Annotated in this window: 20 protein-coding genes; 7 read left to right on the top strand and 13 right to left on the bottom strand. The window is 71.9% G+C overall.

Features of this window, described 5'->3' with window-relative positions:
* Positions 1–61 precede the first annotated feature (61 nt).
* Both D1369_RS09405 and D1369_RS09400 read right to left on the bottom strand, forming a co-directional pair.
* Positions 62–1099 carry a LacI family DNA-binding transcriptional regulator gene (locus tag D1369_RS09405; RefSeq protein ID WP_007385393.1) on the bottom strand — a complete coding sequence of 346 codons (1038 nt, stop codon included), beginning with the start codon at positions 1097–1099 and terminating at the stop codon, positions 62–64.
* A complete protein-coding gene (locus tag D1369_RS09400; RefSeq protein WP_007385394.1) occupies positions 1096–3465 on the bottom strand; it encodes a glycoside hydrolase family 2 protein in 2370 nt (789 codons plus the stop codon). The genes D1369_RS09405 and D1369_RS09400 overlap by 4 nt, the downstream gene beginning before the upstream one ends.
* A 163-nt stretch (positions 3466–3628) precedes the next feature.
* On the opposite strand from D1369_RS09400, the gene D1369_RS09395 reads away from it, so the two are divergent.
* From D1369_RS09395 to D1369_RS09385, 3 genes are read left to right on the top strand one after another with little or no spacing between them, the layout of a single operon-like run.
* Positions 3629–4948 (top strand): ABC transporter substrate-binding protein, encoded by a 1320-nt coding sequence (locus D1369_RS09395; RefSeq protein WP_037903761.1) that lies wholly within the window; start codon positions 3629–3631, stop codon positions 4946–4948.
* Positions 4948–5889, top strand: a complete 942-nt coding sequence (locus tag D1369_RS09390) for a sugar ABC transporter permease (RefSeq protein WP_037901698.1) — start codon at positions 4948–4950, stop codon at positions 5887–5889. The genes D1369_RS09395 and D1369_RS09390 overlap by 1 nt, the downstream gene beginning before the upstream one ends.
* A complete protein-coding gene (locus D1369_RS09385; RefSeq protein ID WP_007385397.1) occupies positions 5886–6716 on the top strand; it encodes a carbohydrate ABC transporter permease in 831 nt (276 codons plus the stop codon). Before D1369_RS09390 ends, D1369_RS09385 begins: the two co-directional genes overlap by 4 nt.
* A gap of 28 nt (positions 6717–6744) precedes the next feature.
* Here the strand turns inward: D1369_RS09385 and D1369_RS09380 are convergent, their stop codons facing one another.
* The 3 genes from D1369_RS09380 to D1369_RS09370 all read right to left on the bottom strand — a co-directional run bounded on the left by D1369_RS09380 (position 6745) and on the right by D1369_RS09370 (position 9727).
* Positions 6745–8025 (bottom strand): ribonuclease D, encoded by a 1281-nt coding sequence (locus tag D1369_RS09380; RefSeq protein ID WP_118082405.1) that lies wholly within the window; start codon positions 8023–8025, stop codon positions 6745–6747.
* A 134-nt stretch (positions 8026–8159) separates the two neighbouring features.
* Entirely contained in the window at positions 8160–8822 is a 663-nt protein-coding gene (locus D1369_RS09375; RefSeq protein ID WP_007385400.1) for a response regulator transcription factor, read from the bottom strand.
* Positions 8823–9058: 236 nt separating this feature from the next.
* Positions 9059–9727, bottom strand: coding sequence for a DUF3000 domain-containing protein (locus D1369_RS09370; protein ID WP_007385401.1), 669 nt, complete (start codon positions 9725–9727; stop codon positions 9059–9061).
* Between the two features lie 116 nt (positions 9728–9843).
* Here D1369_RS09370 and hemE point away from each other — a divergent pair, with 116 nt between their 5' ends.
* Complete coding sequence (gene hemE, locus D1369_RS09365; protein ID WP_007385402.1) at positions 9844–10899, top strand: uroporphyrinogen decarboxylase; 1056 nt, start codon at positions 9844–9846, stop codon at positions 10897–10899.
* A gap of 1 nt (position 10900) precedes the next feature.
* On the opposite strand, the gene D1369_RS09360 is transcribed toward hemE, so the two are convergent.
* A complete protein-coding gene (locus tag D1369_RS09360) occupies positions 10901–11728 on the bottom strand; it encodes a rhomboid family intramembrane serine protease (protein WP_037903765.1) in 828 nt (275 codons plus the stop codon).
* A gap of 135 nt (positions 11729–11863) precedes the next feature.
* On the opposite strand from D1369_RS09360, the gene D1369_RS09355 reads away from it, so the two are divergent.
* On the top strand, positions 11864–12190 hold the full coding sequence (locus D1369_RS09355) for a hypothetical protein (protein WP_007385404.1): 327 nt from the start codon (positions 11864–11866) through the stop codon (positions 12188–12190).
* Positions 12191–12323: 133 nt separating this feature from the next.
* Here the strand turns inward: D1369_RS09355 and D1369_RS09350 are convergent, their stop codons facing one another.
* Entirely contained in the window at positions 12324–13718 is a 1395-nt protein-coding gene (locus tag D1369_RS09350; protein WP_007385405.1) for an FAD-dependent oxidoreductase, read from the bottom strand.
* Positions 13719–13745: 27 nt separating this feature from the next.
* A complete protein-coding gene (locus D1369_RS09345; RefSeq protein ID WP_007385406.1) occupies positions 13746–14735 on the bottom strand; it encodes a DUF4349 domain-containing protein in 990 nt (329 codons plus the stop codon).
* A gap of 159 nt (positions 14736–14894) precedes the next feature.
* On the opposite strand from D1369_RS09345, the gene hemG reads away from it, so the two are divergent.
* Both hemG and hemQ read left to right on the top strand, forming a co-directional pair.
* Positions 14895–16334 carry a protoporphyrinogen oxidase gene (hemG, locus tag D1369_RS09340; RefSeq protein ID WP_118082404.1) on the top strand — a complete coding sequence of 480 codons (1440 nt, stop codon included), beginning with the start codon at positions 14895–14897 and terminating at the stop codon, positions 16332–16334.
* Positions 16335–16339: 5 nt separating this feature from the next.
* Positions 16340–17071: a hydrogen peroxide-dependent heme synthase gene (gene hemQ / locus D1369_RS09335; RefSeq protein ID WP_007385408.1), complete on the top strand. Its 732-nt coding sequence runs from the start codon at positions 16340–16342 to the stop codon at positions 17069–17071.
* Here the strand turns inward: hemQ and D1369_RS09330 are convergent, their stop codons facing one another.
* The 5 genes from D1369_RS09330 to D1369_RS09310 all read right to left on the bottom strand — a co-directional run bounded on the left by D1369_RS09330 (position 17072) and on the right by D1369_RS09310 (position 22949).
* A complete protein-coding gene (locus tag D1369_RS09330) occupies positions 17072–18688 on the bottom strand; it encodes an alpha/beta hydrolase (protein WP_118082403.1) in 1617 nt (538 codons plus the stop codon).
* A 116-nt stretch (positions 18689–18804) separates the two neighbouring features.
* Entirely contained in the window at positions 18805–19647 is an 843-nt protein-coding gene (locus D1369_RS09325; protein ID WP_118082402.1) for a TIGR04222 domain-containing membrane protein, read from the bottom strand.
* A gap of 100 nt (positions 19648–19747) precedes the next feature.
* Positions 19748–20542, bottom strand: coding sequence for a DUF4142 domain-containing protein (locus tag D1369_RS09320; protein ID WP_007385411.1), 795 nt, complete (start codon positions 20540–20542; stop codon positions 19748–19750).
* Positions 20543–20878: 336 nt separating this feature from the next.
* Positions 20879–22177, bottom strand: coding sequence for a DUF692 domain-containing protein (locus tag D1369_RS09315; protein WP_118082401.1), 1299 nt, complete (start codon positions 22175–22177; stop codon positions 20879–20881).
* Positions 22178–22316: 139 nt separating this feature from the next.
* Positions 22317–22949: a TIGR03086 family metal-binding protein gene (locus D1369_RS09310; protein WP_237557683.1), complete on the bottom strand. Its 633-nt coding sequence runs from the start codon at positions 22947–22949 to the stop codon at positions 22317–22319.
* Between the last annotated feature and the right edge of the window lie 32 nt (positions 22950–22981).

Below are 22981 nucleotides of genomic sequence, written 5' to 3'. Positions count from 1 at the left end.
AGGACCCATGCTACTTATCAGTAACGTGACTGCCCACCCCTGGAGGCCGGAGCGGCGAAGGTCACACCCCGGGAGGTGCCGTGGAACCCCTCGGTGTCAGCACCGGAGTGGGCACGGGGTGCGATCCCGGCCCCTCCCCGGTGATCACCCCGAACAGCGTACGGGCCGCTTCCGCGCCGAATCCGTGCACGTCATGGCTCATCGCGGAGAGCGTGGGATGGGTGAGCCGGCACAGCTGGGAGTCGTCCCAGGCGAGCAGCGAGACGTCACGCGGGACGTGCAGCCCCATCTCCGCCGCGACCGCCAGCCCGGCCACCGCCATGATGTCGTTGTCGTAGACGATCGCGGTCGGCCGGTCGCTGGGCGGGGCGGTCAGCAGGGACCGGGTGGCCCGCCCTCCGGCCTCTCCCGAGTAGTCGGTGGTCACCTGCCAGGCCCCCGCGAGCCCGAGCCCCCGCGCCGCGTCGTCGAACGCGGCCGTCCGCGTCGCCGTGTGCCCGAGCGCCGCCGCGCCCCCCACCCGGGCGATCCGCCGGTGTCCCAGCGCCGCCAGATACCGCACGGCCTCCGTCACGGCGGTGGCGTCGTCGGTCCACACGGAGGTGAGGCCGCCGGTGAACGACGGATGCCCTACGGCCACCACCGGCATCCCCAGCCGTTCGGCCGCCGCGACGCGCGGGTCCTCGGCCCGGAAGTCGACCAGGATCGACCCCCCGACCTGCCGTCCCCGCCACCACGACTCCTGGAGGCCGACCTCCTCCTCCACGTTCCGCACGAGCCGCAGGAGCAGCGCGCAGTTCCGCTCGATCAGCACGCTCTCCACGCCCGACACGAACTCCATGTAGAAGGGTTCCAGCCCCAGCAGCCGGGCCGGCCGGCAGATCGCGAGCCCGACGACGTCCACCCTCGACCCCGCCAGCGTCCGTGCCGTCAGGTTCGGCGCCCAGCCCAGCTCCCGCGCGGCCCGGAAGATCCGGTCCCGGGTCGCCTCCGACAGCCCCGGCTTGTGGTTGAAGGCGAGCGACACGGCCCCCTTGGACACCCCGGCGCGCGCGGCGACGTCCTTGATGGTGACGCGCGGGGCCGGCTGGGCTGTCATCGGCTGGGCTCCAGGCAGTACAGGGCGGACCGGGCGGCATCCGCGTCAGGAGTCTCCCAGCCCCGCACCCCGATGGTCACCCGCTCCCCGGGCAACAACGTCACCAGCCCCCGGTCGGCCCGCGCCCCCGGATCCAGCCGGTCCGCCTGGAGCAGCAGATCCCGTACGAGGGTACGAGCCGCAACCGTGACCGAACCCGGCGCCACGGACACGTCGAACTCGGGCCGGGGGTAGGGGATGTCACGGTCGGGGCAGGGAAAGTGCAGGGCCCGCAGCCCGTCGGCGTCCACGACGAGGAACTCCTTCGGTCCGAGCGGCTCCAGCTCCCTCGGCACGTCGACGCGGGCCACCGCACGCCTCTCGGCGGCGAACCCCACTTCGCCTTCGCCGATCAGCACCCCCTCCACCGACATCCGCCGCAGCCGCAGCACCCCCGCCCATGGATCGCCCGCCTGGTTGACCGCCGCCAGCACCAGCCCGCCCTCCCGCTCCTGAACCGTCAGCAACCGGTCCGCGTACAGGCGCCGCAGCTCGTGATAGAGCGGCTTCTCCCGGCCGTCGCCGTCCACCGCCGCCCAACTCGTGACCGGCCAGCAGTCGTTGAGCTGCCACACCACCGTGCCCGCGCACACCGGCCAGTGCGACCGCCAGTGCTCGATCCCGGCGGCCACGGCCCGCGCCTGGTTGACCTGCGTGAGGTAGTGCCAGCGGTCGAAGTCCCCCTCGGGAAAAGGGAAATGGCGTTCCAGGCCCCGCCGGAGCTTCCCGTTCCCGTCGTCCGCCTTCTGGTGGTGCAGCACACCGGGGGAGTCCGCGGCGAGCTCTTCCCCGGGCAGCGCACGCGCGAGCGTGGCGTACGCGGGCGGTGCCTGCCAGCCGAACTCGGCGACGAACCGCGGGACGTCGTCGCGATACCCGGCGTAGTCGAGACGGTTCCACACCTCCCACGAGTGGTGCGTCCCGTGCGCCGGGTCGTTCGGGTGGTGCTCCCACGAACCGGACCAGGGGCTGCCCGCCGTGTACGGACGCGTGGGGTCCAACTCCGCCACCACCCGCGGCAGTACACCCAGGTAGTACCCCTCGCCCCAGGAGTCCCCGGCGAGCCGCACCTCCCAGCCCCAGTCCCGAAAGCCCCACAGGTTCTCGTTGTTGCCGTTCCACAGCACGAGCGAGGGATGCGGCATCAGCCGTACCACGTTCTCCCGGGCCTCCGCCTCCACCTCACCCCTGAGCGGCTGTTCCTCCGGATAGGCCGCGCACGCGAACGGGAAGTCCTGCCACACCAGCAGCCCCAACTCGTCGCAGACGTCGTAGAAGTCCTCGCTCTCGTAGATCCCCCCGCCCCAGATCCGCACGAGGTCGACGCCCGCGTCGGCCGCCTGGCCGAGCCGCTCCCGGTACCGCTCACGCGTGATCCGGGAGGGGAACACGTCGTCCGGGATCCAGTTCACGCCGCGCGCGAAGAGCCGCTCGCCGTTCAGGACGAACGTGAACCCGGTGCCGTGCTCATCGGCCGACCGGTCCAGCTCGACGGTCCGAAAGCCCACCCGGCGCCGCCACACATCGAGCGGGCGGCCCTCGTGCAGCAGCGTCAACTCCACCTCGTACAGCGGCTGTTCGCCGTACCCTCGTGGCCACCACAGTCGTGCGTCGGGCACCTCCAACCGTACGGTCCCCGTCGTCCCGTCGATCGCGGCGCGCGCCCGCACCCCGCCCACGGAAGCCTCCACCGACAGCGGCGCCTCGACTCTGGCCCGCTCCACCTCGACCGCCAACTCGACGACGCCCGCGCCCTGTTCGACGGTCACCAGCGGCCGCACCCGGGCGATCCGGGCCGTCGACCATTGCTCCAGACGGACCGGCCGCCAGATCCCGGCCGTCACCAATGTGGGCCCCCAGTCCCAGCCGAACGAGCAGGCCATCTTGCGGAGGTACTGGTACGGCTCGGCGTACGCGGCGGGACGCTCGCCCAGCTTCCCGCGCACCGCCTCGGCCTCGGCGTACGCGGAGACGAACCGCACCGCGAGCCGCCCGGACATGCCGGTCACGTCGAAGCGGTACGAGCGGTGCATGTTCCGTGTCCGGCCCAGGAGTTGGCCGTCGAGCAGGACCTCGGCCACGGTGTCCAGACCGTCGAGGACGAGGTCGGTCTGCTCATGCCCGTTCACGGGCGCGAGGTCCCTCTCGTAGGTCCACTCCCGCCGCCCCACCCACGCGACCTCGCTCTCGTTGCGCCCGAGAAACGGATCCGGGATCACCTCCGCCGCCAGCAGGTCGGTGTGCACACAGCCCGGCACCACGGCCGGCAGCGCGCCCCCCTCGTGCCGCAGGATCCATCCCTCGGTGAGCGGTGTGGCCTGAAGCATCTACGCACTCCCTAAACCGATCAAGTTCAGCGCTGCGGACACTTTCCGACAGCGCTGCCATCGTTGGCGGGATAGGGACTTTACCGGTTAAGAAAACGTTGTCAGAGTACCGAACCAGCCAACCCGCTCGTGCTCGTCCGTCCCGTGAACGGAGCTGATGCACATGAACCGCCGTACTGTCCTGTCCCTGGCCGTGGTCGTGAGTGCCGCCCTGCTGCTGCCGGGTTGCACCGGCACCGGAGGATCCTCGAAGGGCGCCGACGCCAAGGCTCCTGACGACCCGTCGAAGGTCACCGGAACCATCAAGGTCCTCACCGTCCGCACCGACCTCGTGCAGGACGGCACGATGAAGAAGTACGCCGCCGAGTTCAACAAGACGTACCCCAAGGTCAAGGTCGAGTTCGAGGCCCTCACCAACTACGAGGCCGAGGTCAAGATCCGGATGAACACCGAGAACTACGGTGACGTCCTGCTGATCCCCGCGGTCATCAAGAAGGCCGACTACCCGAGGTTCTTCGCCTCGCTGGGCACCGCGGCCGAGCGCGGCAAGAAGTACCGCTTCACCGACTACACCACCGTCGACGGCAAGGTCTACGGACAGAGCCCGATCGGCGTGGCCCCCGGGTTCGTCTACAACAAGCGGATCTGGAAGGAGGCCGGGGTCACCGAATGGCCCACCACCCCGGCCGAGTTCATCCAGGACCTCAAGGCCATCAAGGCGAAGACCGACGCGATCCCGTACTACACCAACTTCGCGGCCGGCTGGACGCTCACCTCGTGGACGTATGTCGACGGCGCCGTCCACTGCGATCCGCAGGCCACCACCGAGCTCGCCGACGGCGACCCGTGGGCGAAGGGCGCCGACCTGCGCGTCGGCGACACCCTGCTCCACGACATCGTGAAGGCGGGCCTGGTCGAGAAGGACCCCACGACCAGCAACTGGGAGGAGTCCAAGCCCCGTACCGCCAAGGGCGAGATCGCCACCCAGTGGCTCGGCACCTGGGCGATCGTGCAGTTCCGGGACGCCGCCGAGAAGGCCGGGGTGAACCCCGACGACATCGGCTTCATGCCCTTCCCGTCCCAGACGGACGGGAAGTTCTGCGCGACGGTGGCGCCGGACTACAACCAGGCCGTCAACGTCCACTCGAAGCACAAGGAGGCCGCCCGCGCCTGGATCGACTGGTTCACCGACAAGTCCACGTACGGGCGGGACAACCTGGCCATCTCGCCGCTGAAGAACGCCTCCATGCCCGAGGTCCTCAAGCCGTACGAGGAGCGGGGCGTGAAGCTCATCGAGGTCGACGACTCCAAGGGCGCCCGGGTCAAGCAGCTCGACAGCGACTCGGAGGTGGGCATCTACGCCCCCGAGTACCGCCAGAACCTCGTCGACCTCGCCCGCGGAGCCCGCAAGGGCAGCCTCGACAGCTTCCTCGGCGACCTCAGCAAGCGCTGGACGGACGCCCAGAAGAACCTGGGGTCCTGATGACGGACACGACACAGAAGGCGGCCGTGGAGGTGATCCCGGCCGCCCCCGCCCCGGCCCCCGCCACGCGCCGGACCCGGCTCCGGCGGGGCGTCACCCCGTGGCTGTTCCTGGTCGCCCCGCTCGCGCTGCTGATCACCTTCACCTACGCGCCGATCGTCAACATGCTCGCGTACAGCTTCACCGACTGGGACGGCGTCAGCCCCGTCCTGCACTACACGGGCACGGAGAACTACCAGGAGGTCTTCACCCGCCCGGATCTCTTCGAGGTCTTCTGGGTCAGCGGCTACTACCTCGCCGCCTCCGCGGTCCAGATCGTCCTCGCGCTCTACTTCGCGACGGTCCTGAGCTTCAACGTCCGCTTCCGGAACTTCTTCAAGGGCGTGCTCTTCTTCCCGTACCTGATCAACGGGGTCGCGATCGGGTTCGTGTTCCTCTACTTCTTCCAGGACGGCGGCACCCTCGACTCGGTGCTGAGCCTGTTCGGGGTCCACACCGACCACGCCTGGCTCGGCACCCCCGCCTCCGCGAACACCTCGCTGGCCGGCGTCTCCGTCTGGCGCTACCTGGGCCTGAACTTCGTCCTCTTCCTGGGCGCGATCCAGTCGATCCCGGGGGAGCTGTACGAGGCCGCGGAGCTGGACGGCGCGGGCCGCTGGCACCAGTTCCGCTACATCATCGCGCCGGGCATCAAACCGGTCCTGACGCTGACGGTGATCCTCTCGATCTCCGGCTCGCTCTCGGTCTTCGAGATCCCGTACATCATGACCGGCGGCGCGACCGGCACCGAGACCTTCGTGATCCAGACGGTCAACCTGGCCTTCCGGTTCAACAAGACGGGCCTGGCCTCGGCCGCCGCCGTCGTCCTCCTGCTGATCATCCTGCTGGTGACCTGGGTGCAGCGGCGCCTGGTCCCCGACGACAAGGTGGACCTCGTATGACCCGCCGTACGCTCACCCGCGCCCTGGTCCACCTGTCACTGCTCGCCGCGACGGTGGTCGTCCTGCTCCCGCTCGTCGTCGTCCTGCTCACCTCCCTCAAGTCGGAGAAGGAGATGGCGAACACGAGCGGGGCCCTCGACCTCCCGGACGACCCGCTGAACTTCCACAACTACGTGGCGGCCTTCCAGGACGGCGGGATGCTCTCCGCCTTCACCAACACGGGGATCATCCTGCTGGTCTCGGTCGGCGGCACGGTCCTCATCGGGTCGATGACGGCCTACGCCATCGACCGCTTCACCTTCCGCTTCAAGAAGCTGGTGGTGGCGCTCTTCCTGACGGCCGCCCTGGTCCCCGGCGTCACCACCCAGGTGGCCACGTTCCAGATCGTCAACAGCCTCGGCATGTTCGACTCGCTGTGGGCGCCGATCGTCCTCTACATGGGCACGGACATCGTCTCGATCTACATCTTCCTGCAGTTCGTCCGCTCGATCCCGATCTCCCTGGACGAATCGGCCCGCCTGGACGGCGCCAACGCCTTCACGATCTACCGGAAGATCATTTTCCCGCTGCTGAAGCCTGCGACGGCGACCGTGGTGATCGTGAAGGGCATCACGGTCTACAACGACTTCTACATCCCGTTCCTCTACATGCCCTCGGAAGATCTTGGCGTGATCTCGACGTCGCTTTTCCGCTTCAAGGGCCCGTACGCGGCCCACTGGGAGGTGATCTCGGCAGGAGCGGTCCTGGTGATCCTGCCCACGCTCATCGTCTTCCTGTCGTTGCAGCGCTTCATCTACAACGGCTTCATGAGGGGCGCGACCAGATGACTCCCCTCCCGAGAACCACCCGCGACGGCTAGGCGGACAGCGCGGCCACCAACACCGGAGTCACCTGCTCGACCTGCCAGGGCCGAGCCCCGTAACCAGCCAACGCCGCTCCCACCGACTCCGCACTGACCTCGGCCGGCGGCTCCCAGCAGACCCGCCGGACGGTGTCCGGAGTGATCAGGTTCTCCTGAGGCATGTTCAGCGTCTCGGCCAGCGCGGACACCGCGGCCCGCGCGGCGGACAACCGCGCGGCCGCCGCAGGATCCTTGTCGGCCCAGGCGCGCGGCGGCGGAGGTCCCGTCACCGACTGCCCGGGCTGCGGCAGCTGCGCCTCGGGCAGGGCTCTGGCCCGGTCGACGGCCGCCTGCCACTGCTCCAGCTGCCGCCGTCCCGTCCGATGCCCGAACCCGTTCAGCGCGGCCAGCGCGTGCACGTTGACCGGCAGGGCCAGCGCGGCCTCGACGATCGCCGTGTCGGACAGCACCTTGCCCGGTGACACGTCCCGCCGCCGGGCGATCCGGTCCCGCGCCTCCCACAGCTCGCGCACGACGGCCAGCTGCCGCCGCCGCCGTACCTTGTGCATTCCGGAGGTCCGGCGCCAGGGATCCTTGCGCGGTTCGGCCGGCGGGGCGGAGGCGATCGCGTCGAACTCCTGAAGCGCCCACTCCAGCTTTCCCTGCCGGTCGAGCTCCTTCTCCAACGCGTCCCGCAGGTCGACGAGGAGCTCCACGTCGAGGGCGGCGTAGCGCAGCCACGGCTCGGGCAGCGGACGGGTCGACCAGTCGACGGCCGAGTGCCCCTTCTCCAGGACGAAGCCGAGCACTCCCTCGACCATCGCGCCGAGCCCGACCCGGGGGAACCCGGCGATCCGCCCGGCCAGCTCGGTGTCGAAGAGGCGCGAGGGGATCATGCCTATCTCGCGCAGACACGGAAGATCCTGCGTGGCGGCGTGCAGCACCCACTCGGCCCCGGAGAGCGCCTCGCCGAGACCCGAGAGATCGGGACAGGCCACGGGGTCGATCAGCGCGGTCCCCGCGCCCGCGCGGCGCAGCTGCACGAGATACGCGCGCTGTCCGTAGCGGTAGCCGGACGCCCGCTCGGCGTCGACGGCGACGGGGCCGGAGCCCGCGGCGAACGCGGCGATCACCTCGGCGAGCGCGTCCTCGTCGGCGATCACGGGCGGAATGCCCTCGCGCGGCTCCAGCAGCGGGATCGGAGCCTCCGCGGCAGAAGATTCGCCATCGTCCGGAGGGCCGCCTCCGGTGGTTCGCAGTGAAACGTCTGCTGCGGTCTCTTGGGCGTCGGTCACATGTCAAGGGTATCTGTGTATGGACAGCGCCTGCCGACGGAACGTTCCGTCGGCAGGCGCCTGGGGGTCGTAAACCAGTCAGCTCGGTGAAAGCTCTGGTTCACGTCCGTGAACGGGGAGGCTCGGACGGAGCCTCAGTGGATGATGCCGGTACGGAGAGCCACCGCCACCATCCCGGCACGGTCTCCCGTGCCGAGCTTGCGGGCGATCCGGGCGAGGTGGCTCTTGACGGTCAGTGCGGACAGGCCCATCGAGACGCCGATCGCCTTGTTGGACTGCCCTTCGGCCACCAGCCGCAGCACCTCGACCTCACGGCCGGAGAGCTCGCGGTAGCCGCCCGGGTGGCTCGGGGCACCCGGGGGGCGGCGGTGCATACGGGCGGCGGCGGCGCCGATGGGGGCGGCTCCCGGTCGGGTGGGGAGCCCGAGGTTGGTCCGGGTGCCGGTGACGACATAGCCCTTGACTCCGCCCGCGAGGGCGTTGCGTACGGCGCCGATGTCGTCGGCCGCGGAGAGGGCGAGCCCGTTGGGCCAGCCCGCGGCGCGGGTTTCCGACAGCAGGGTGAGGCCGGAGCCGTCGGGGAGATGGACGTCGGCGACGCAGATGTCTCTGGGACTGCCGATACGGGGACGGGCCTCCGCCACGGACGAGGCTTCAATGACATCGCGCACACCGAGCGCCCAGAGGTGACGGGTGACGGTGGATCGGACGCGCGGGTCGGCCACGACCACCATGGCGGTGGGCTTGTTCGGGCGGTAGGCGACCAGGCTTGCGGGCTGCTCGAGGAGAACGGACACCGGGCCTCCTGGGGTGCGGGACGGCTTGGAAGGTCACAGACGTCTTCGGCACCGAACCCGGCGTCCTTTAGAGAATGATCACGATCTAGTGAGTAACAATTAGTGCAATTCGGACGTACGGTCGATCGTTCGGTGAACATATCGGTTCGTTCGATGACTCACTCCTGACTGAAAGTGGCCGTATCGACAAATTGATGCTCCATGTGGGTGGCCGCTACGGCTGGTCAGGCGGAGGGTCAGCGGGCTTGCGGGTCCCGTCGCTGTGGCAACGTCACCACCGACGCGTCACCCGGCCCGGCCGGCGGCAGGCCCGCGACCTGGGCCAACAGGTCGCACCAGGACATCAGGTGGCCCGCCGTGTCCGGCACCCCGCCCAGGCCCTCACGGGGCGTCCAGGAGGCCCGGATCTCGATCTGCGAGGCCGCGGGGCGCTCGGACAGACCGCCGAAGTAGTGCGAGCTCGCGCGCGTGACGGTGCCGCTCGGTTCGCCGTACGACAGCCCGCGCGCCGAGAGCGCGCCGGTCAGCCACGACCAGCAGACCTCGGGCAGCAGCGGGTCGGCGGCCATTTCCGGCTCCAGCTCCGCGCGCACCAGCGTCACCAGCCGGAAGGTGCCCCGCCAGGCGTCGTGGCCGTCCGGGTCGTGCAGCAGCACGAGCCGCCCGTCGGCGAGGTCCTGGTCGCCGTCGACGACGGTCGCCTCCAACGCGTACGCGTGCGGGGCGAGCCGCTGGGGCGCCCGGGTCGGCTCGATCTCGATCTGCGGCCGCAGCCGACTGCCGCGCAGGGCTTGAACCGCGGCCTGGAAGGCCGGCGGAGCCGCACCGCTCCCATCCCGGTCACTCCCCTTCGCGTCGTCCATTCCGCCCGAGTCGTCCGACAGTCGTCCCTGTGCCGCAGCCATGCGGGAAGGTTAAGGGGAACGGGGGCCTGGTGCGGGCCTAGACACCCTGACTCGGCTCCATGCCCACACAGACACCGCGCATCGGGCACTCATCGCACCGTGCGAGACTTTCCGACGTGAGTGCACACCAAACGCCGCCGCCGGCCACGTACGAATCCGCCTTCCTCAAGGCCTGCCGGCGCGAACCCGTGCCGCACACCCCCGTGTGGTTCATGCGCCAGGCCGGGCGCTCGCTGCCCGAGTACCGCAAGGTGCGCGAGGGCATCCCGATGCTCGAGTCCTGCGCGCGGCCCGAACTGGTCGCCGAGATCACGCTTCAGCCGGTGCGCCGCCACAACGTGGACGCGGCGATCTACTACAGCGACATCGTCGTCCCGCTCAAGGCCATCGGCATCGACCTCGACATCAAGCCCGGCGTCGGCCCGGTCGTCGAGCACCCGATCCGCACCCGCGCCGACCTGGCCCAGCTGCGCGACCTCACCCCCGAGGACGTCTCCTACGTCACCGAGGCCATCGGCCTGCTGACCCGGGAGCTCGGCCCGACCCCCCTCATCGGATTCGCGGGCGCGCCTTTCACCCTCGCGAGTTACCTCGTCGAGGGCGGCCCGTCCCGCACGTACGAGAACGCCAAGTCGATGATGTACGGCGACCCCGAGCTGTGGGCCGACCTCCTCGACCGCCTCGCCGAGATCACCGCCGCCTTCCTGAAGGTCCAGATCGAGGCCGGCGCCTCCGCCGTCCAGCTCTTCGACTCCTGGGCCGGCGCCCTCGCCCCCGCCGACTACCGCCGCTCGGTGCTGCCCGCCTCCGCGAAGGTCTTCAAGGCGGTCGAGGGATACGGCGTCCCCCGCATCCACTTCGGCGTCGGCACCGGTGAGCTGCTGCAGCTCATGGGCGAGGCCGGCGCGGACGTCGTCGGCGTCGACTGGCGTGTCCCGCTCGACGAGGCCGCCCGCCGCGTCGGCCCCGGCAAGGCGCTCCAGGGCAACCTCGACCCGACGGTCCTGTTCGCCTCCACGGAGGCCGTCGAGGCCAAGACCCGCGAGGTCCTGGACTCCGCCGAGGGCCTGGAGGGCCACGTCTTCAACCTCGGTCACGGCGTCATGCCGTCCACCGACCCGGACGCGCTGACCCGCCTCGTCGAGTACGTCCACACGCACACCGCCCGCTGAGTCACCACGTGTGCCGGGGCCGCGCCTTCCTGCCGAAGAGCAGGCCGCGTGGTTCCGGCGGCGGGGGAGTGCCCGGCTTCAGCGGCCAGGCGAGCAGCATCCCGGCGAGGAAGCCGACGACGTGCGCCGCGTACGCCACCGTGCCCGCCGCGGAGACGCCCTCCCCTGACGAGTAGAACGCCTGGAGCACGAACCAGAAGCCCAGCACCAGCCAGGCCGGCAGTCTGAGCGGCAGGAACACCAGGAAGGGCACCAGGACCCACACCCTGGCCTTCGGATACAGCACCAGATAGGCGCCCAGGACACCGGCGATGGCCCCCGAGGCGCCGATCAGCGGGTCGCCCGAGTCGTCGTTGAGCAGCGCGAAGCCGTACGACGCCGCGTAGCCGCAGACGACGTAGAACAGCGAGAAGCGCACATGCCCCATGCGGTCCTCGACGTTGTTGCCGAAGATCAGCAGGAACAGCATGTTGCCCAGCAGGTGCAGCCAGCCGCCGTGCAGGAACATCGCCGTCAGGACCGACAGGGCGGGGGACTTGTCGTAGTCCGGCGGGGCCACCACACACCCCGCCGCGCCCTGTGCGCTGGTGCCGACCTCGCCCGTGGGGACGAGCCTCGGCATCTGATGGTGGATCAACTCCTGCGGGATCGCCGCCCAGTGGTCCAGGAACGCCTGGAGGTGGCACAGCTGCGACACGCTGCTGTCGCCCGCCACGGAGCCGGCCAGGCCGGGCGTGTACAGGAACACGAGGACGTTCGCGGCGATGAGCGCATACGTCACCACGGGGGTGCGGCGCACGGGGTTCACGTCATGGACGGGGATGACCACAAGGAAGTACTGCCCGCGATGGGCCCGGCGAATCGGTGGGGTCCCGGTGAACACCCGCACCCACGCGTGCGTATGTCTCCTCAACCGCCCGCGGCACGGGGAAGGCGGGCCGCGGGGACGACGTGAGGAACAGCGATGAACGACCGTATTACTCCGCCGATGCACGCTCTTCCCGACGGTGAGGCCGAACTCTCCCTGGTGGTGCGACTGCCGTGGGAGGACGTGGCCAGGCTCGGTCAGGAGGCCGGGCGGCTGGCGTCCCAGATGCAGCGGCCGGTGACGCTCGACGAGGCGGTGAGCAACCGTCTCCGGTCCACCCGGCCCGCGGCGCACGCGAAGCCGGCCGGTGAGCAGCCCACCGCGATGCCCGCCAGCACCAGCGCCTCCGTCTCGGCGCTGCCGCCCCGCCCGCCCGCCGACCAGGCCCGCCAGGCCATCGAGCGGATCAACGGAACGGCGTAGGGCCTGCCCGGCGGATCATGCCGATGCCGCGGGGTCTGGCACACGCTCCCCCGGAGGGGGTGCCCCCAGCGGCGTTGCCGTGGCTCCGCGCCGTCTCTCGCAGCGGGCCTGATCCGCCGGACAGGCCTGGCCCTCAGGAGCCCCGCACCTTCGCGACGGCCTTCCTGGCCGCCACCAGCACCGGGTCCCACACCGGGCTGAACGGCGGCGCGTACCCCAGGTCCAGGGCCGTCATCCGCTCCACCGTCATCCCCGCCGTCAGGGCCACCGCGGCGATGTCGACCCGTTTGCCCGCGCCCTCTCGTCCGACGATCTGCACGCCGAGCAGCCGCCCCGTGCGGCGCTCGGCGAGCATCTTCACCGTCATGGGGGAGGCGCCCGAGTAGTAGCCGGCCCGGCTGGTGGACTCGATCGTGACCGACACGAACTGCAGGCCCACCCGGCGCGCGTCCTTCTCGCGCAGCCCGGTGCGGGCGATCTCCAGGTCGCAGACCTTGCTGACGGCCGTGCCGACGACCCCGGGGAAGGTGGCGTAGCCGCCGCCGACGCCCGTGCCGATGACCTGCCCGTGCTTGTTGGCGTGGGTGCCGAGCGCGATGTGCCGCTCCTGCCCCGACACCAGGTCGAGGACCTCCACGCAGTCACCGCCCGCCCAGATGTTCTCGTGGCCGCGCACCCGCATCGCGAGGTCCGTCAGCAGGCCGCCGTGCTCGCCCAGGGGCAGGCCGGCCGCCTTCGCGAGGGTCGTCTCGGGGCGTACCCCGATACCGAGCACCACCACGTCCGCCGGATACTCCGCGTCCTGCGTGGCCACCGCGCGGACCCGGCCGTCGTCGCCGGTGAGCACCTTGGTCACCTCGGTGTCGTTGACCATGGTGATGCCCAGGCCCTCCATGGCCTCGTGCACCAGGCGGCCCATGTCCGGGTCGAGCGTCGACATGGGCTCACTGCCCCGGTTGAGGACCGTCACCTCGTAGTCACGGTTGATCAGCGCTTCGGCCATCTCCACGCCGATGTACCCGGCGCCCACCACCACCGCCCTGCGGCCACGCGTGTGTGCCAGCGTGTCGATCAGCGCCTGGCCGTCGTCGAGGGTCTGCACCCCGTGCACACCGGGGGCGTCGGCGCCCGGCATGTCCGGGCGGATCGGGCGGGCGCCGGTCGCGATCACGAGTTTGTCGTACGACGTCCAGGACTCGGCCCCCGAATCGAGGTCACGCGCGCGTACCCGCTGCCGTTCGACGTCGATCTCCGTGACCTCGGTGCGCATGCGCAGGTCGATGCCGCGCTCCCGGTGCTCCTCGGGCGTACGGGCGATCAACTGGTCCGGCCCGGCGACGTCCCCGCCCACCCAGTACGGGATGCCGCACGCCGAGTAGGAGGTGAAGTGGCCCCGCTCGAACGCCACGATCTCCAGCTCGTCGGGGTCCCTCATCCGACGGGCCTGCGACGCCGCGGACATCCCCGCGGCGTCGCCGCCGATCACGACCAGACGTTCCCTCGTGTCCCGCGTACGGCTCATGTTCATGCGAACACGCTACGAGGGCGGGGCATTTCACTCCCGCTCGCCCCGCTCCTGCTCACGTTCCGGGTCCGGGACGGGACGGGCCATGGGCAGCGGGCCCAGTGCGGTCGAGGCACCCGCGGGCGCCGGCCGGCGCGGCAGCCGGGGCCGGACGAGCCGCAGCCACACCAGCACGAGCAGCGCGATCCCGGCCAGGAACGGCAGCACCGCGGCCAGCGCCACCACGATCCAGCGCAGCATGGTCACGAACGCGTCCCAGCCGCCCGCCAGCGCGTCGACGACGCCGGGGTCGTCGTCCTTCTCGGCCTTGACGACCGGCGACTCGGACAGGGACAGCGTGATGGTGGCCAGGCTCGTGCGGTCCTTCAGGGACGCCTGGCGGGCCAGCAGCGACTCCAGGTCGGCCTGACGGGTGCTCAGCTCACCCTCCAGGGTCACCACGTCGCTCAGCTTGGTCGCCTTGTCCATCAGCTCCCGGATCCGCGCCACGCTCGCGCGTTGCGTCGCGATCCGGCTCTGCACGTCGACGACCTGGTCGGTGACGTCCTGCGCGTTCGCGGTGCGCTCCAGGAGTTTGCCCGCCCCCTCCAGGTCGGAGAGGACCTCGTCGTACTTCTCGACGGGCACCCGCAGCACCACCTCCGTCTGCTCCCGGCCCTCCTCGTCCCGGGAGGTGGACTCCTTGCCGACGAACCCGCCCGCGTTCTCGGTGGTGGTGCGGGCCGCGGCGAGGGCCTTCGGCACGTTCTTGACCTGCACGGTCAGCGTGGCGGTGCGGATGATGTGGTTCGCGGCGGGCTGGGGCGCGGTCGTTGCCTGCTTGCCGCCCGTGCCGGCCTCGGCACCGGCCGCGCCCTCCGCCTGACTCTGTGCCGCCTTGTGGTCGGACAGGGCGCTGCCGCCGTCGCTGCTGCTGTCGGCGCCTACGCTGCACCCGGTCAGGGCGAGGCCCGCGGCGAGCAGGAGGCCGGCCAGGGCCTGTGACGGCCGTACGGAACGTCGTGATCGTGATGTGCGCATGCGGGCGTCCCCCCGAGGGTCGTGAACAACTGACGCTCCTTCGACGCCCGAGGGGGCGCGGACGTTGGACTGCGGTGGTTCCGATGCGGTCACGGTCAGGACTCGTGAAGGACACCGGGCCGCCGGTGGACTGTCAGTGGGGTCTGAGAGGCTGGGTCCATGAGCGGATCACAGGTCGTCGTCATCGGAGCCGGCATCGCGGGACTGGCCGCGGCCCACCGGCTGACGCGGCGCGGCGCCCGCGTCACCGTGCTGGAGGCGTCGGACCGTGTCGGCGGCAAGCTGCTGCCCGGCGAGATCGCGGGCGCGCGCGTGGACTTCGGCGCCGAGTCGATGCTGGCCCGCAGGCCGGAGGCGGTGGCCCTGGCGCGCGAGGTGGGCCTCGACGAGCGCCTCCGGCCGCCGGCCACCGCGACCGCCTCGATCTGGACCCGCGGCGCCCTGCGCCCCATGCCCAAGGGGCACGTCATGGGCGTCCCCGGCACCGCCGAGGCCCTGGCCGGAGTGCTGTCCGAGGAGGGCCTCGCCCGCATCGAGCAGGACGCCGAGCTGCCCCGCACGGAGGTCGGCGACGACGTGGCGGTGGGGGAGTACGTGGCGGCGCGCCTGGGCCGCGAGGTCGTGGACCGCCTCATCGAGCCCCTGCTGGGCGGGGTCTACGCGGGCGACGCGTACCGCATCTCGATGCGCTCGGCGGTCCCGCAGCTCTTCCAGGTCGCGAGGACCCACACCTCGCTCACGGAGGGCGTCCGCGAGATCCAGGCCAGGATGGTGGCCAACCAGCAGACCGGGCCCGTGTTCATGGGCCTCGAGGGCGGTGTGGGCACCCTCCCGCTCGCCGTCGCCGACGCGGTCCGCGCGCGGGGTGGCGAGATCGTCACCGGCGCCCCGGTGAGCGAGCTGCGCCGCGAACCCTCCGGCGGCTGGAAGGTCGTCACCGCAGACCGCGTCCTGCACGCCGACGCCGTGATCGTCGCCGTCCCCGCCCCGGCCGCCGCCGGCCTGCTGCGCGCCGAGGCCCCCGAGGCCGCCACCGAGCTCGACACCGTGGAGTACGCCTCCATGGCCCTGGTCACCCTCGCCTACCGCCGCTCCGACACGGACCTTCCGGCAGGCAGCGGCTTCCTCGTCCCGCCGGTGGACGGCCGCACCATCAAGGCCTCGACCTTCGCCTCCCAGAAGTGGGGCTGGATCGCCGAGGAGAACCCGGAGCTGGTGGTCCTGCGCACCTCCGTCGGCCGCTTCGGCGAGACGGAGATCCTGGAGCGCGACGACACCGCCCTGGTGGACGTCTCCCGTCACGACCTGCGCGAGGCGACCGGGCTGGACGCCGCCCCCCTCGAGACCCGGGTCACCCGCTGGACCGACGGCCTGCCCCAGTACCCCGTCGGCCACCACACGCGCGTGGCCCGCATCCGTGAGCACGTCGCCAAGCTCCCCGGCCTCGCGGTGTGCGGCGCGCAGTACGACGGCGTCGGCATCCCGGCCTGCATCGCGAGTGCCCACGCGGCCGTGGACCAGATCCAGGGCGACCTGACCGCGGTGCGGGAGCTCACCGCCAACCCGGTGCAGAGTCTGCACGGCGGAGCGGGAGAATAGAGGCCATGAGCAACGACGCCCCCACCCCCGAGTCCGGCAGGGTCCCGAACAAGGGCAAGCTGGCCAAGGACCTCAACGAGGTCATCCGTTACACGCTCTGGTCCGTCTTCAGGCTGAAGGACGTGCTGCCCGAGGACCGCACCGGCTACGCCGACGAGGTCCAGGAGCTGTTCGACCAGCTCGCCGCCAAGGACGTCACGATCCGCGGCACCTACGACGTGTCCGGCCTGCGCGCCGACGCCGACGTCATGATCTGGTGGCACGCGGAGACCAGCGACCAGCTCCAGGAGGCGTACAACCTCTTCCGCCGCACGAAGCTGGGCCGCGCCCTGGAGCCGGTCTGGTCGAACATGGCGCTGCACCGCCCCGCCGAGTTCAACCGCTCGCACATCCCGGCGTTCCTGGCCGACGAGAACCCCCGGGACTACGTCAGCGTCTACCCGTTCGTGCGGTCGTACGACTGGTACCTCCTGCCCGACGAGGACCGTCGCCGCATGCTCGCCGACCACGGCAAGATGGCCCGCGGCTACCCGGACGTCCGCGCCAACACGGTCGCCTCCTTCTCCCTCGGCGACTACGAGTGGATCCTGGCGTTCGAGGCCGACGAGCTGTACCGCATCGTCGACCTCATGCGCCACCTGCGCGCCTCGGAGGCCCGCATGCACGTCCGCGAGGAGGTCCCGTTCTACACGGGCCGCCGCAAGGACCTCGGCGACCTCGTGGCGGGTCTCGCCTGATCAGCGCGTCGGCTTGCCGGTCGCCTTCCGGGCGCCGGCCGTCGGCTTCGGCTCCGGCTCGGGGTGCGGGGCGCATGCGGCGCGCCGCACCGGGAGGCTGCCCTCCAGCAGGTAGGCGTCCAGGTATCCGTTGACGCAGGGGTTCGGGCCGCCCGCGATGCCGTGGGTGCCCGCGTCCCGCTCGGTCACCAGCACCGATCCGGACAGCCGCCGGTGCAGCTGCAGGGCGCCGTCGTACGGAGCCGCCGCGTCCCTCTCGGCGGCGAGGATCAGCGTCGCGGGCAGCTCACCGGGCCCGGTCCGCACGTCCAGGGGCTCCTGCCGGGCCGTGGGCCAGTAGGCGCAGGGCAGGTTCATCCACGCGTTGTCCCACGTCTCGAACGGCGCCACCCGCGCCAGCCGTGTGTTGTCCCGGTCCCAGACCTTCCAGTCCGTCGGCCAGGGCGCGTCGCTGCACTCGACGGCGGTGTAGACCGCGTCCGAGTTCTCCGCCTCCTTCGCCGCCTCCTGATGCGGCGCCGCCTGCTGGATCAGCGGCTTCGGATCGCCCTTGAGATACGCCGACAGGGCCTGCGCCCGATGCGGCCAGAAGTCGTCGTAGTAGCCCGCCGACAGGAACGCCCCCTGAAGCTGCCCCGGCCCGACCTTCCCGCCGGCCGGCTCGGCGGCCAGCCGCGCAGCCGCCTTCTCGTAGCTGCGCAGCACCTCCTCGGACGTGGTTCCTAGCCCGTACACGTCGTCGTGCCGGGCCACCCATTCCCGGAAGTCCGCCCAGCGCTCCTCGAACGCGGCCGACTGGTCCAGGTTGTTGCGGTACCAGACCTGCTCCGGGGCCGGGTTCACGGCCGCGTCGAACACCATCCGCCGTACATGCGAGGGGAAGAGCGTCGCGTACAGCGCGCCGAAGTAGGTCCCGTACGACGCCCCCATGAACGTCAGCCGCTGCTCGCCCAGCGCGGCCCTCAGGACGTCCAGGTCCCGGGCGTTGTTCAGGGAGCTGTAGTACGGGAGAGCCGCGCCCGCCCGCCGCGCGCATCCGCGCGCGTACGCCTTCGCCTGCGCGATGCGTTCCTTCTTGTACGACTCCGAGGGGTGCGTCGGCGCCTGCGTGGGCGCCTTGAAGTACTGCTTCGGGTCCGTGCAGGACAGCGGCGCCGAACGGCCCACCCCGCGCGGGGCGTAGCCGACCAGGTCGTAGGCCGCGGCGAGCCCCTTCCACTCGGGCAGCGCGCCGATCAGCGGGAAGTACATGCCGGAGGCGCCGGGACCGCCGGGGTTGTAGACCAGGGCGCCCTGCCGCGGTACCCGGCGCTTGCTGTTGTGCGGGTCCTTCTGGGTGGCCCGCACCCGGCTGACGGTCAGTTCGATCTGCCGGCCGTCGGGGTGCGCGTAGTCGAGCGGAACGGACACCGTGCCGCACTGGACACCGCCGGGCAGGTCCTCGACCGCCGGGCAGGCGCCGAAGCGGACGCCGGACGTCCCCGCCCGCGCGGCGGCGACCGCGGTGCCGTGCAGCTCGGCCGCACCCGGGGCGGCCGGGGCGCCCCCGGCCGGTGCGGCGGCGAGCGTGGTCAGGAGCAAGGCTCCGGCGGCCGTGTAGAGGGCGGGAGCTCTCATCGGTGTCCCTTCGGTGCGCGGCAGCGACAAAAGGGATGTTTGGTTCGGCCGCGGGGGAAGGCAAGCACCGCCTCGCCGGTGTCGGCCCCAATGCCTCCGTGCGCCCCCAGGTGGGTTCAGTCGTGCCGGTGCGGGCGGCGGTGCTCCTCGCCGTGTCCGCCGGGCCGCTCTCCTCGCCGTACCTCGCGGTGCGGGCCATGGTGCTGCTCACGGTGGGCGAAGGCCGCGCGCAGGTCCGGTTCGCCGATCGCGCTGATGCCCCGTACGGCGACGGAGGTGAGATACGTCCGCTCGTCCGTGCCGGCCGGGCGCCGGGTCAGGGTGCCCAGGAGTCGCTGGCCCGCCGGGGACGCCCAGCGCGAGTACGGGTGGACCTCCATCCGTGCGATGGCCAGACAGCTCAAGGTCAGTGCGAGCGGCAGCGCGAACCAGAGGGCGACCAGATGCCGCGGCATCTCCGACGGGGCGGGCGTCAGCAGCGCGATCGCGCCCAGCGCTATGACGGCCACCGCGGCCACCCGCACCTGGCGGACCGCCGCCGCGATGCCGGACCGGGTGCCGGCGGGCATGGCGAGCCCCGCGTCCACGAGCCGGTCGGCGAGGCCGCGCACCGCCTCCGCCGAGGCCGCGACCGCCCGCACCGGAGCGATCCGGGACTGTCCCTCGGGCCCGATGGCCCCGATGACCGTGCGCTCCATCTCGTCCCGGCCGCGCGGATCGACGACGGTCGCCCAGCCGGTGTGGGCCAGCAGCAGCCGGCGCTGCCGGGCCATGGAGACGAGCGTCAGATCGGCGACCCGCCGCGGGCCGCCGGAGAGGAACGCGGCCTCGTAGAGCGTCAGATCGTGTCCCCGGGCATCCGCGTCCGCGGCCGCCGCGTGTACGGCGGCCAGGCACAGCCGCGTACACGCGGTGCCGGCGGCGGCCCAGGCCAGCAGCAGAAGAAGAACCCAGAACATGCCGCGTTTCTATGCCAAAGGCTCCTGGCGGCGCCATGGGCTGTTCACGATCCGGACGGAGTGTTGTCGGTGTGTGACGTTCCGTTTGTCCGGAAGCGGACTACGACGGCAGGGGCACCGGTGGCGGGCTGGAGGCGGCCGGAGGCAGGGTGAAGGTCGTGGCGTACGGCGACGGGGTGACCGGGACGACCGCGCCTGGGTCGGCCGTCGGGCCGGGCGGGGCCGGGGAGTTGGTGATCGGCGGGGTGCTGCTCATGGCCATGTCCCGGGCCAGGGCGCCGAAGTCGACGTACCCGGTGGCCTCCAGGACCTTGATGTGGTCCAGCACGGTGCTGTTGGCGTCGTCGGCCAGCGCGCGGACCAGGGAGTTCTGCGTGCTCGCGCGGACCTCGGCGACGACGGAGAACACCCTGCCGTGGGCGAGGCGCAGGATGTTCGCGAACTGGCGGTCGTAGTCGACGCCCTGGGCCTGGTCGAGGGTGGCCAGCCACTGCTTCTGCTGGTCATTGGGCTCGTTGGGCAGGGCGAGCCCGAGCTTCGCCGCCACGTCACGCACGCGTGCGTCGAGGAACGTGTGCCCCTCCACGAGGTGCTGTCCCGCCGTCCGCACGGCCTGCGTCGTGCCCTTCTGCTGCGCCTGCTGACCCGCGGGCAGCTCCCACAGCCCCGCGAGGCGCACCTTGGTGACGAACTCCCGGTCCAGCGCGGAGAGCGGCCCGTACGGTGTCGCCACGGTCTCGGCGTTGAGCACGCTCAGTCCCGTGCCGGAGCGGTCGGCGTACGACCAGATCGGGATGAGCAGGGCCACGAGGGTCGCCGTCAGTCCGGCGATGATGACGCCGGTGCCGGTGAAGATGCCTCGTCCCTTGACGGGCGGTCGCGGTCGCGGTCGCATGGTGCCTCCTGGTGCGGCACCGCACGCTAGGGGGTCTCAGGTGCGGGGTTGACATATTACTGCCGGGTCAACGTCCCTTTCCGCCGTGTTCGCCCGGCCACCACGACGGCCCGGCCCCGGGCACCCGCGCCGGCACCCGTCCTGGGCGTCCGCGCCCGCGCCCGCGCCCGGGCATCCGTGCCGGCGCCCGTCCTGGGCATCCGCGCCCGCGCCCGCACCCGGGCTCCCGCGCCGGCACCCGTCCCGGGCACCAACCGCACCCGCCCCCGGCACCCGTCCCGGGCCCCCGCACCCGTCCCGGGTACCACCCGCCCCCGTCCCGGGCCCCCGGTACCCTCACCGCCGCAGCAGCGCCCTCCGTGTGGCCCGGGCCAGCCGGATCCCCGGTCTCCGGGACCTCGGTGCCGGTCCCGACCGCTCCAGCCACCACTCCCGCAGCTCCCGCCGCACCCGCGCGTCCCCCGGCTCCCCGGCCAGCAGGAGGTGTTCGGCGAAGTCCAGCGCGTCCCGCCGATACCCGTCGGTCATCGGCGCCCCCTGCGCATACGCCAGGAACGCGGGCCGGTACCCCGCCCCGAGGATCACCGGCAGCTCGGGCGCCACCTTCGCCACCACGTCCGCCCGCTTCCCCGCGAGCGCCCGCGCCTGCACCCCCAGCCGCACCCGGTCGAACCCCTCCGGCACCGGCGTCCCGGCCACGAGCGCGGACAGCAGCGCGGTCTGGGCGAGCGCGACCCGCTGGCGGGCGGACTCGGTCGAGACGCTCGACGGCTCCGCGGCAGCGCGCCACGCGCCGTCGGCCCGCGCACCGCCCCCCTTCTCCACCGCCTCCCGGATCCCCGCCAACTCCCTCTCCAGCTCGGCCGGTTCGGGGAAGTTCTCGTCCCGCTCCAGCAGCACCCCCGGCGGCGAGACCCGGGACGCGAGCTCGGTGAGGATGTCGAGGACCGGACGCGGAACCGGGTGGGCGTGGCTGTCGTGCCACACCCCGTCCCGCTCGAACCCGCCCGCGACATGGACGTACGCGATCGCCTCCAGGGGAAGTCCGGCCAGTGCCTCGGCCGGGTCCTCGCCGCGGTTGACGTGGTTGGTGTGCAGGTTGGCCACGTCGATCAGCAGCCGTACCCCCGTCCGGTCGGCCAGCTCGTACAGGAACTGCCCCTCGGTCAGCTCCTCGCCAGGCCACGAGATCAGTGCGGCGATGTTCTCCACGGCGAGCGGCACCGGCAGCGCGTCCTGCGCGATGCGGATGTTCTCGCAGAGGACATCCAGGGCGTCCCGGGTGCGCGGGACGGGCAGCAGATGCCCCGCCTCCAGGCGCGGGGAGGCGGTCAGCGGGCCGCCCGCCCGGACGAACGCGATGTGCTCGGTGACCAGCGGCGAGCCCAGTGCCTCGGCCCGCTCGGCGAGCGCCAGGAGCCGCCCGGCGTCGGGCCGGTCCGCCCCGCCGAGGCCGAGCGAGACGCCGTGCGGCACGACGGTCACACCGCGCTCGCGCAGCCGCCGCAGCGACTCGGGCAGGTGCCCGGGGCAGACGTTCTCGGCCACGGCCTCGACCCAGTCGATGCCCGGCATGTTCTCCACGGCGTCCGCGATCTCCGGCCGCCATCCGATCCCCGTGCCCAGTCGCTCCATGGTCCGTCCCCTCTCGGCCACTCCCGCATCCGCTCCGGTCGTCGCCCGCCCGGCGTGACGGAGGTATGGCCCCGGCGTCCGGGCCCGAACCGCGCCGGGGGGACGTTCAGAGCAACATTTGAGGTTCGGGCCGGTGACGTCACCCGCCCGTCCCGGGCCACGCCCGCGGTTCGCGGCCCAGCAGCCGCAGCGTCTCCTCCAGCGGTCCGGTCCCCTCCGGAACCCTCAGCGCGGGCGCGAACGCGAACCCCGGGCCCCGGCCGGCCGGATCCGTGGGAACGCGCCGGGCCACGGCCAGTGCCGCGACGAGCACCTCGTCCGTGAGCTGGAGCGGCACCCCGAGCGCGGCCGCCACGTCCCACGCGTGCACGACGTAGTCGACGAAGTGAAAGCCGATCGCCGTACGGCCCGCGAACCCTCCGCCCAGCTCCGGCAGCACGAACTCCCTTTCCGTCACGCCCGGTTCGGCAAACGCCGAGAGCACCGCGTCCGCGGCAGCGCGATGCGCCCGGGCGGGCTCGCCCACCTCCTCCTCTTCCCGCCAGGACGCCTGCTCGCCGCCCGCGCCCCGTGCCGCGGCCGCGAACCCGTGGTGCTGCGCGGTCATGTGCGCCACCAGCCGCCGCAGGTCCCACCCCGCACAGGGGGTGTCCCGGGCCCAGTCCCCGTCGTCCCCGCCCCGGGCCAGCTCCACCACCCGCGCGGCCTCCTGTACGGCGATCCGGTCCAGCGCGACGACATCCATCCGAACTCCCGTGAAGTCGGTGCCCATGTCCCGACCCTAAAACTAAACGAACGATCGTG

Origin of the sequence: Streptomyces sp. CC0208 (assembly GCF_003443735.1) — a bacterium.
GTDB classification, from domain to species: Bacteria; Actinomycetota; Actinomycetes; order Streptomycetales; family Streptomycetaceae; genus Streptomyces; species Streptomyces sviceus.
Note: the sequence above shows the minus strand (reverse complement) of the source record. Positions and strands in the feature narration are given on the sequence as shown.

Excerpts from the sequence above, each read along its gene's own strand:
- D1369_RS09405 (WP_007385393.1), bottom strand. The coding sequence starts at position 1,099 with ATGACAGCCCAGCCGGCCCCGCGCGTCACCATCAAGGACGTCGCCGCG.
- D1369_RS09400 (WP_007385394.1), bottom strand. The coding sequence starts at position 3,465 with ATGCTTCAGGCCACACCGCTCACCGAGGGATGGATCCTGCGGCACGAG.
- D1369_RS09395 (WP_037903761.1), top strand. The coding sequence starts at position 3,629 with ATGAACCGCCGTACTGTCCTGTCCCTGGCCGTGGTCGTGAGTGCCGCC.
- D1369_RS09390 (WP_037901698.1), top strand. The coding sequence starts at position 4,948 with ATGACGGACACGACACAGAAGGCGGCCGTGGAGGTGATCCCGGCCGCC.
- D1369_RS09385 (WP_007385397.1), top strand. The coding sequence starts at position 5,886 with ATGACCCGCCGTACGCTCACCCGCGCCCTGGTCCACCTGTCACTGCTC.
- D1369_RS09370 (WP_007385401.1), bottom strand. The coding sequence starts at position 9,727 with ATGGCTGCGGCACAGGGACGACTGTCGGACGACTCGGGCGGAATGGAC.
- D1369_RS09355 (WP_007385404.1), top strand. The coding sequence starts at position 11,864 with ATGAACGACCGTATTACTCCGCCGATGCACGCTCTTCCCGACGGTGAG.
- D1369_RS09350 (WP_007385405.1), bottom strand. The coding sequence starts at position 13,718 with ATGAACATGAGCCGTACGCGGGACACGAGGGAACGTCTGGTCGTGATC.
- D1369_RS09345 (WP_007385406.1), bottom strand. The coding sequence starts at position 14,735 with ATGCGCACATCACGATCACGACGTTCCGTACGGCCGTCACAGGCCCTG.
- hemG (WP_118082404.1), top strand. The coding sequence starts at position 14,895 with ATGAGCGGATCACAGGTCGTCGTCATCGGAGCCGGCATCGCGGGACTG.
- hemQ (WP_007385408.1), top strand. The coding sequence starts at position 16,340 with ATGAGCAACGACGCCCCCACCCCCGAGTCCGGCAGGGTCCCGAACAAG.
- D1369_RS09330 (WP_118082403.1), bottom strand. The coding sequence starts at position 18,688 with ATGAGAGCTCCCGCCCTCTACACGGCCGCCGGAGCCTTGCTCCTGACC.
- D1369_RS09325 (WP_118082402.1), bottom strand. The coding sequence starts at position 19,647 with ATGTTCTGGGTTCTTCTTCTGCTGCTGGCCTGGGCCGCCGCCGGCACC.
- D1369_RS09320 (WP_007385411.1), bottom strand. The coding sequence starts at position 20,542 with ATGCGACCGCGACCGCGACCGCCCGTCAAGGGACGAGGCATCTTCACC.
- D1369_RS09315 (WP_118082401.1), bottom strand. The coding sequence starts at position 22,177 with ATGGAGCGACTGGGCACGGGGATCGGATGGCGGCCGGAGATCGCGGAC.
- D1369_RS09310 (WP_237557683.1), bottom strand. The coding sequence starts at position 22,949 with ATGGGCACCGACTTCACGGGAGTTCGGATGGATGTCGTCGCGCTGGAC.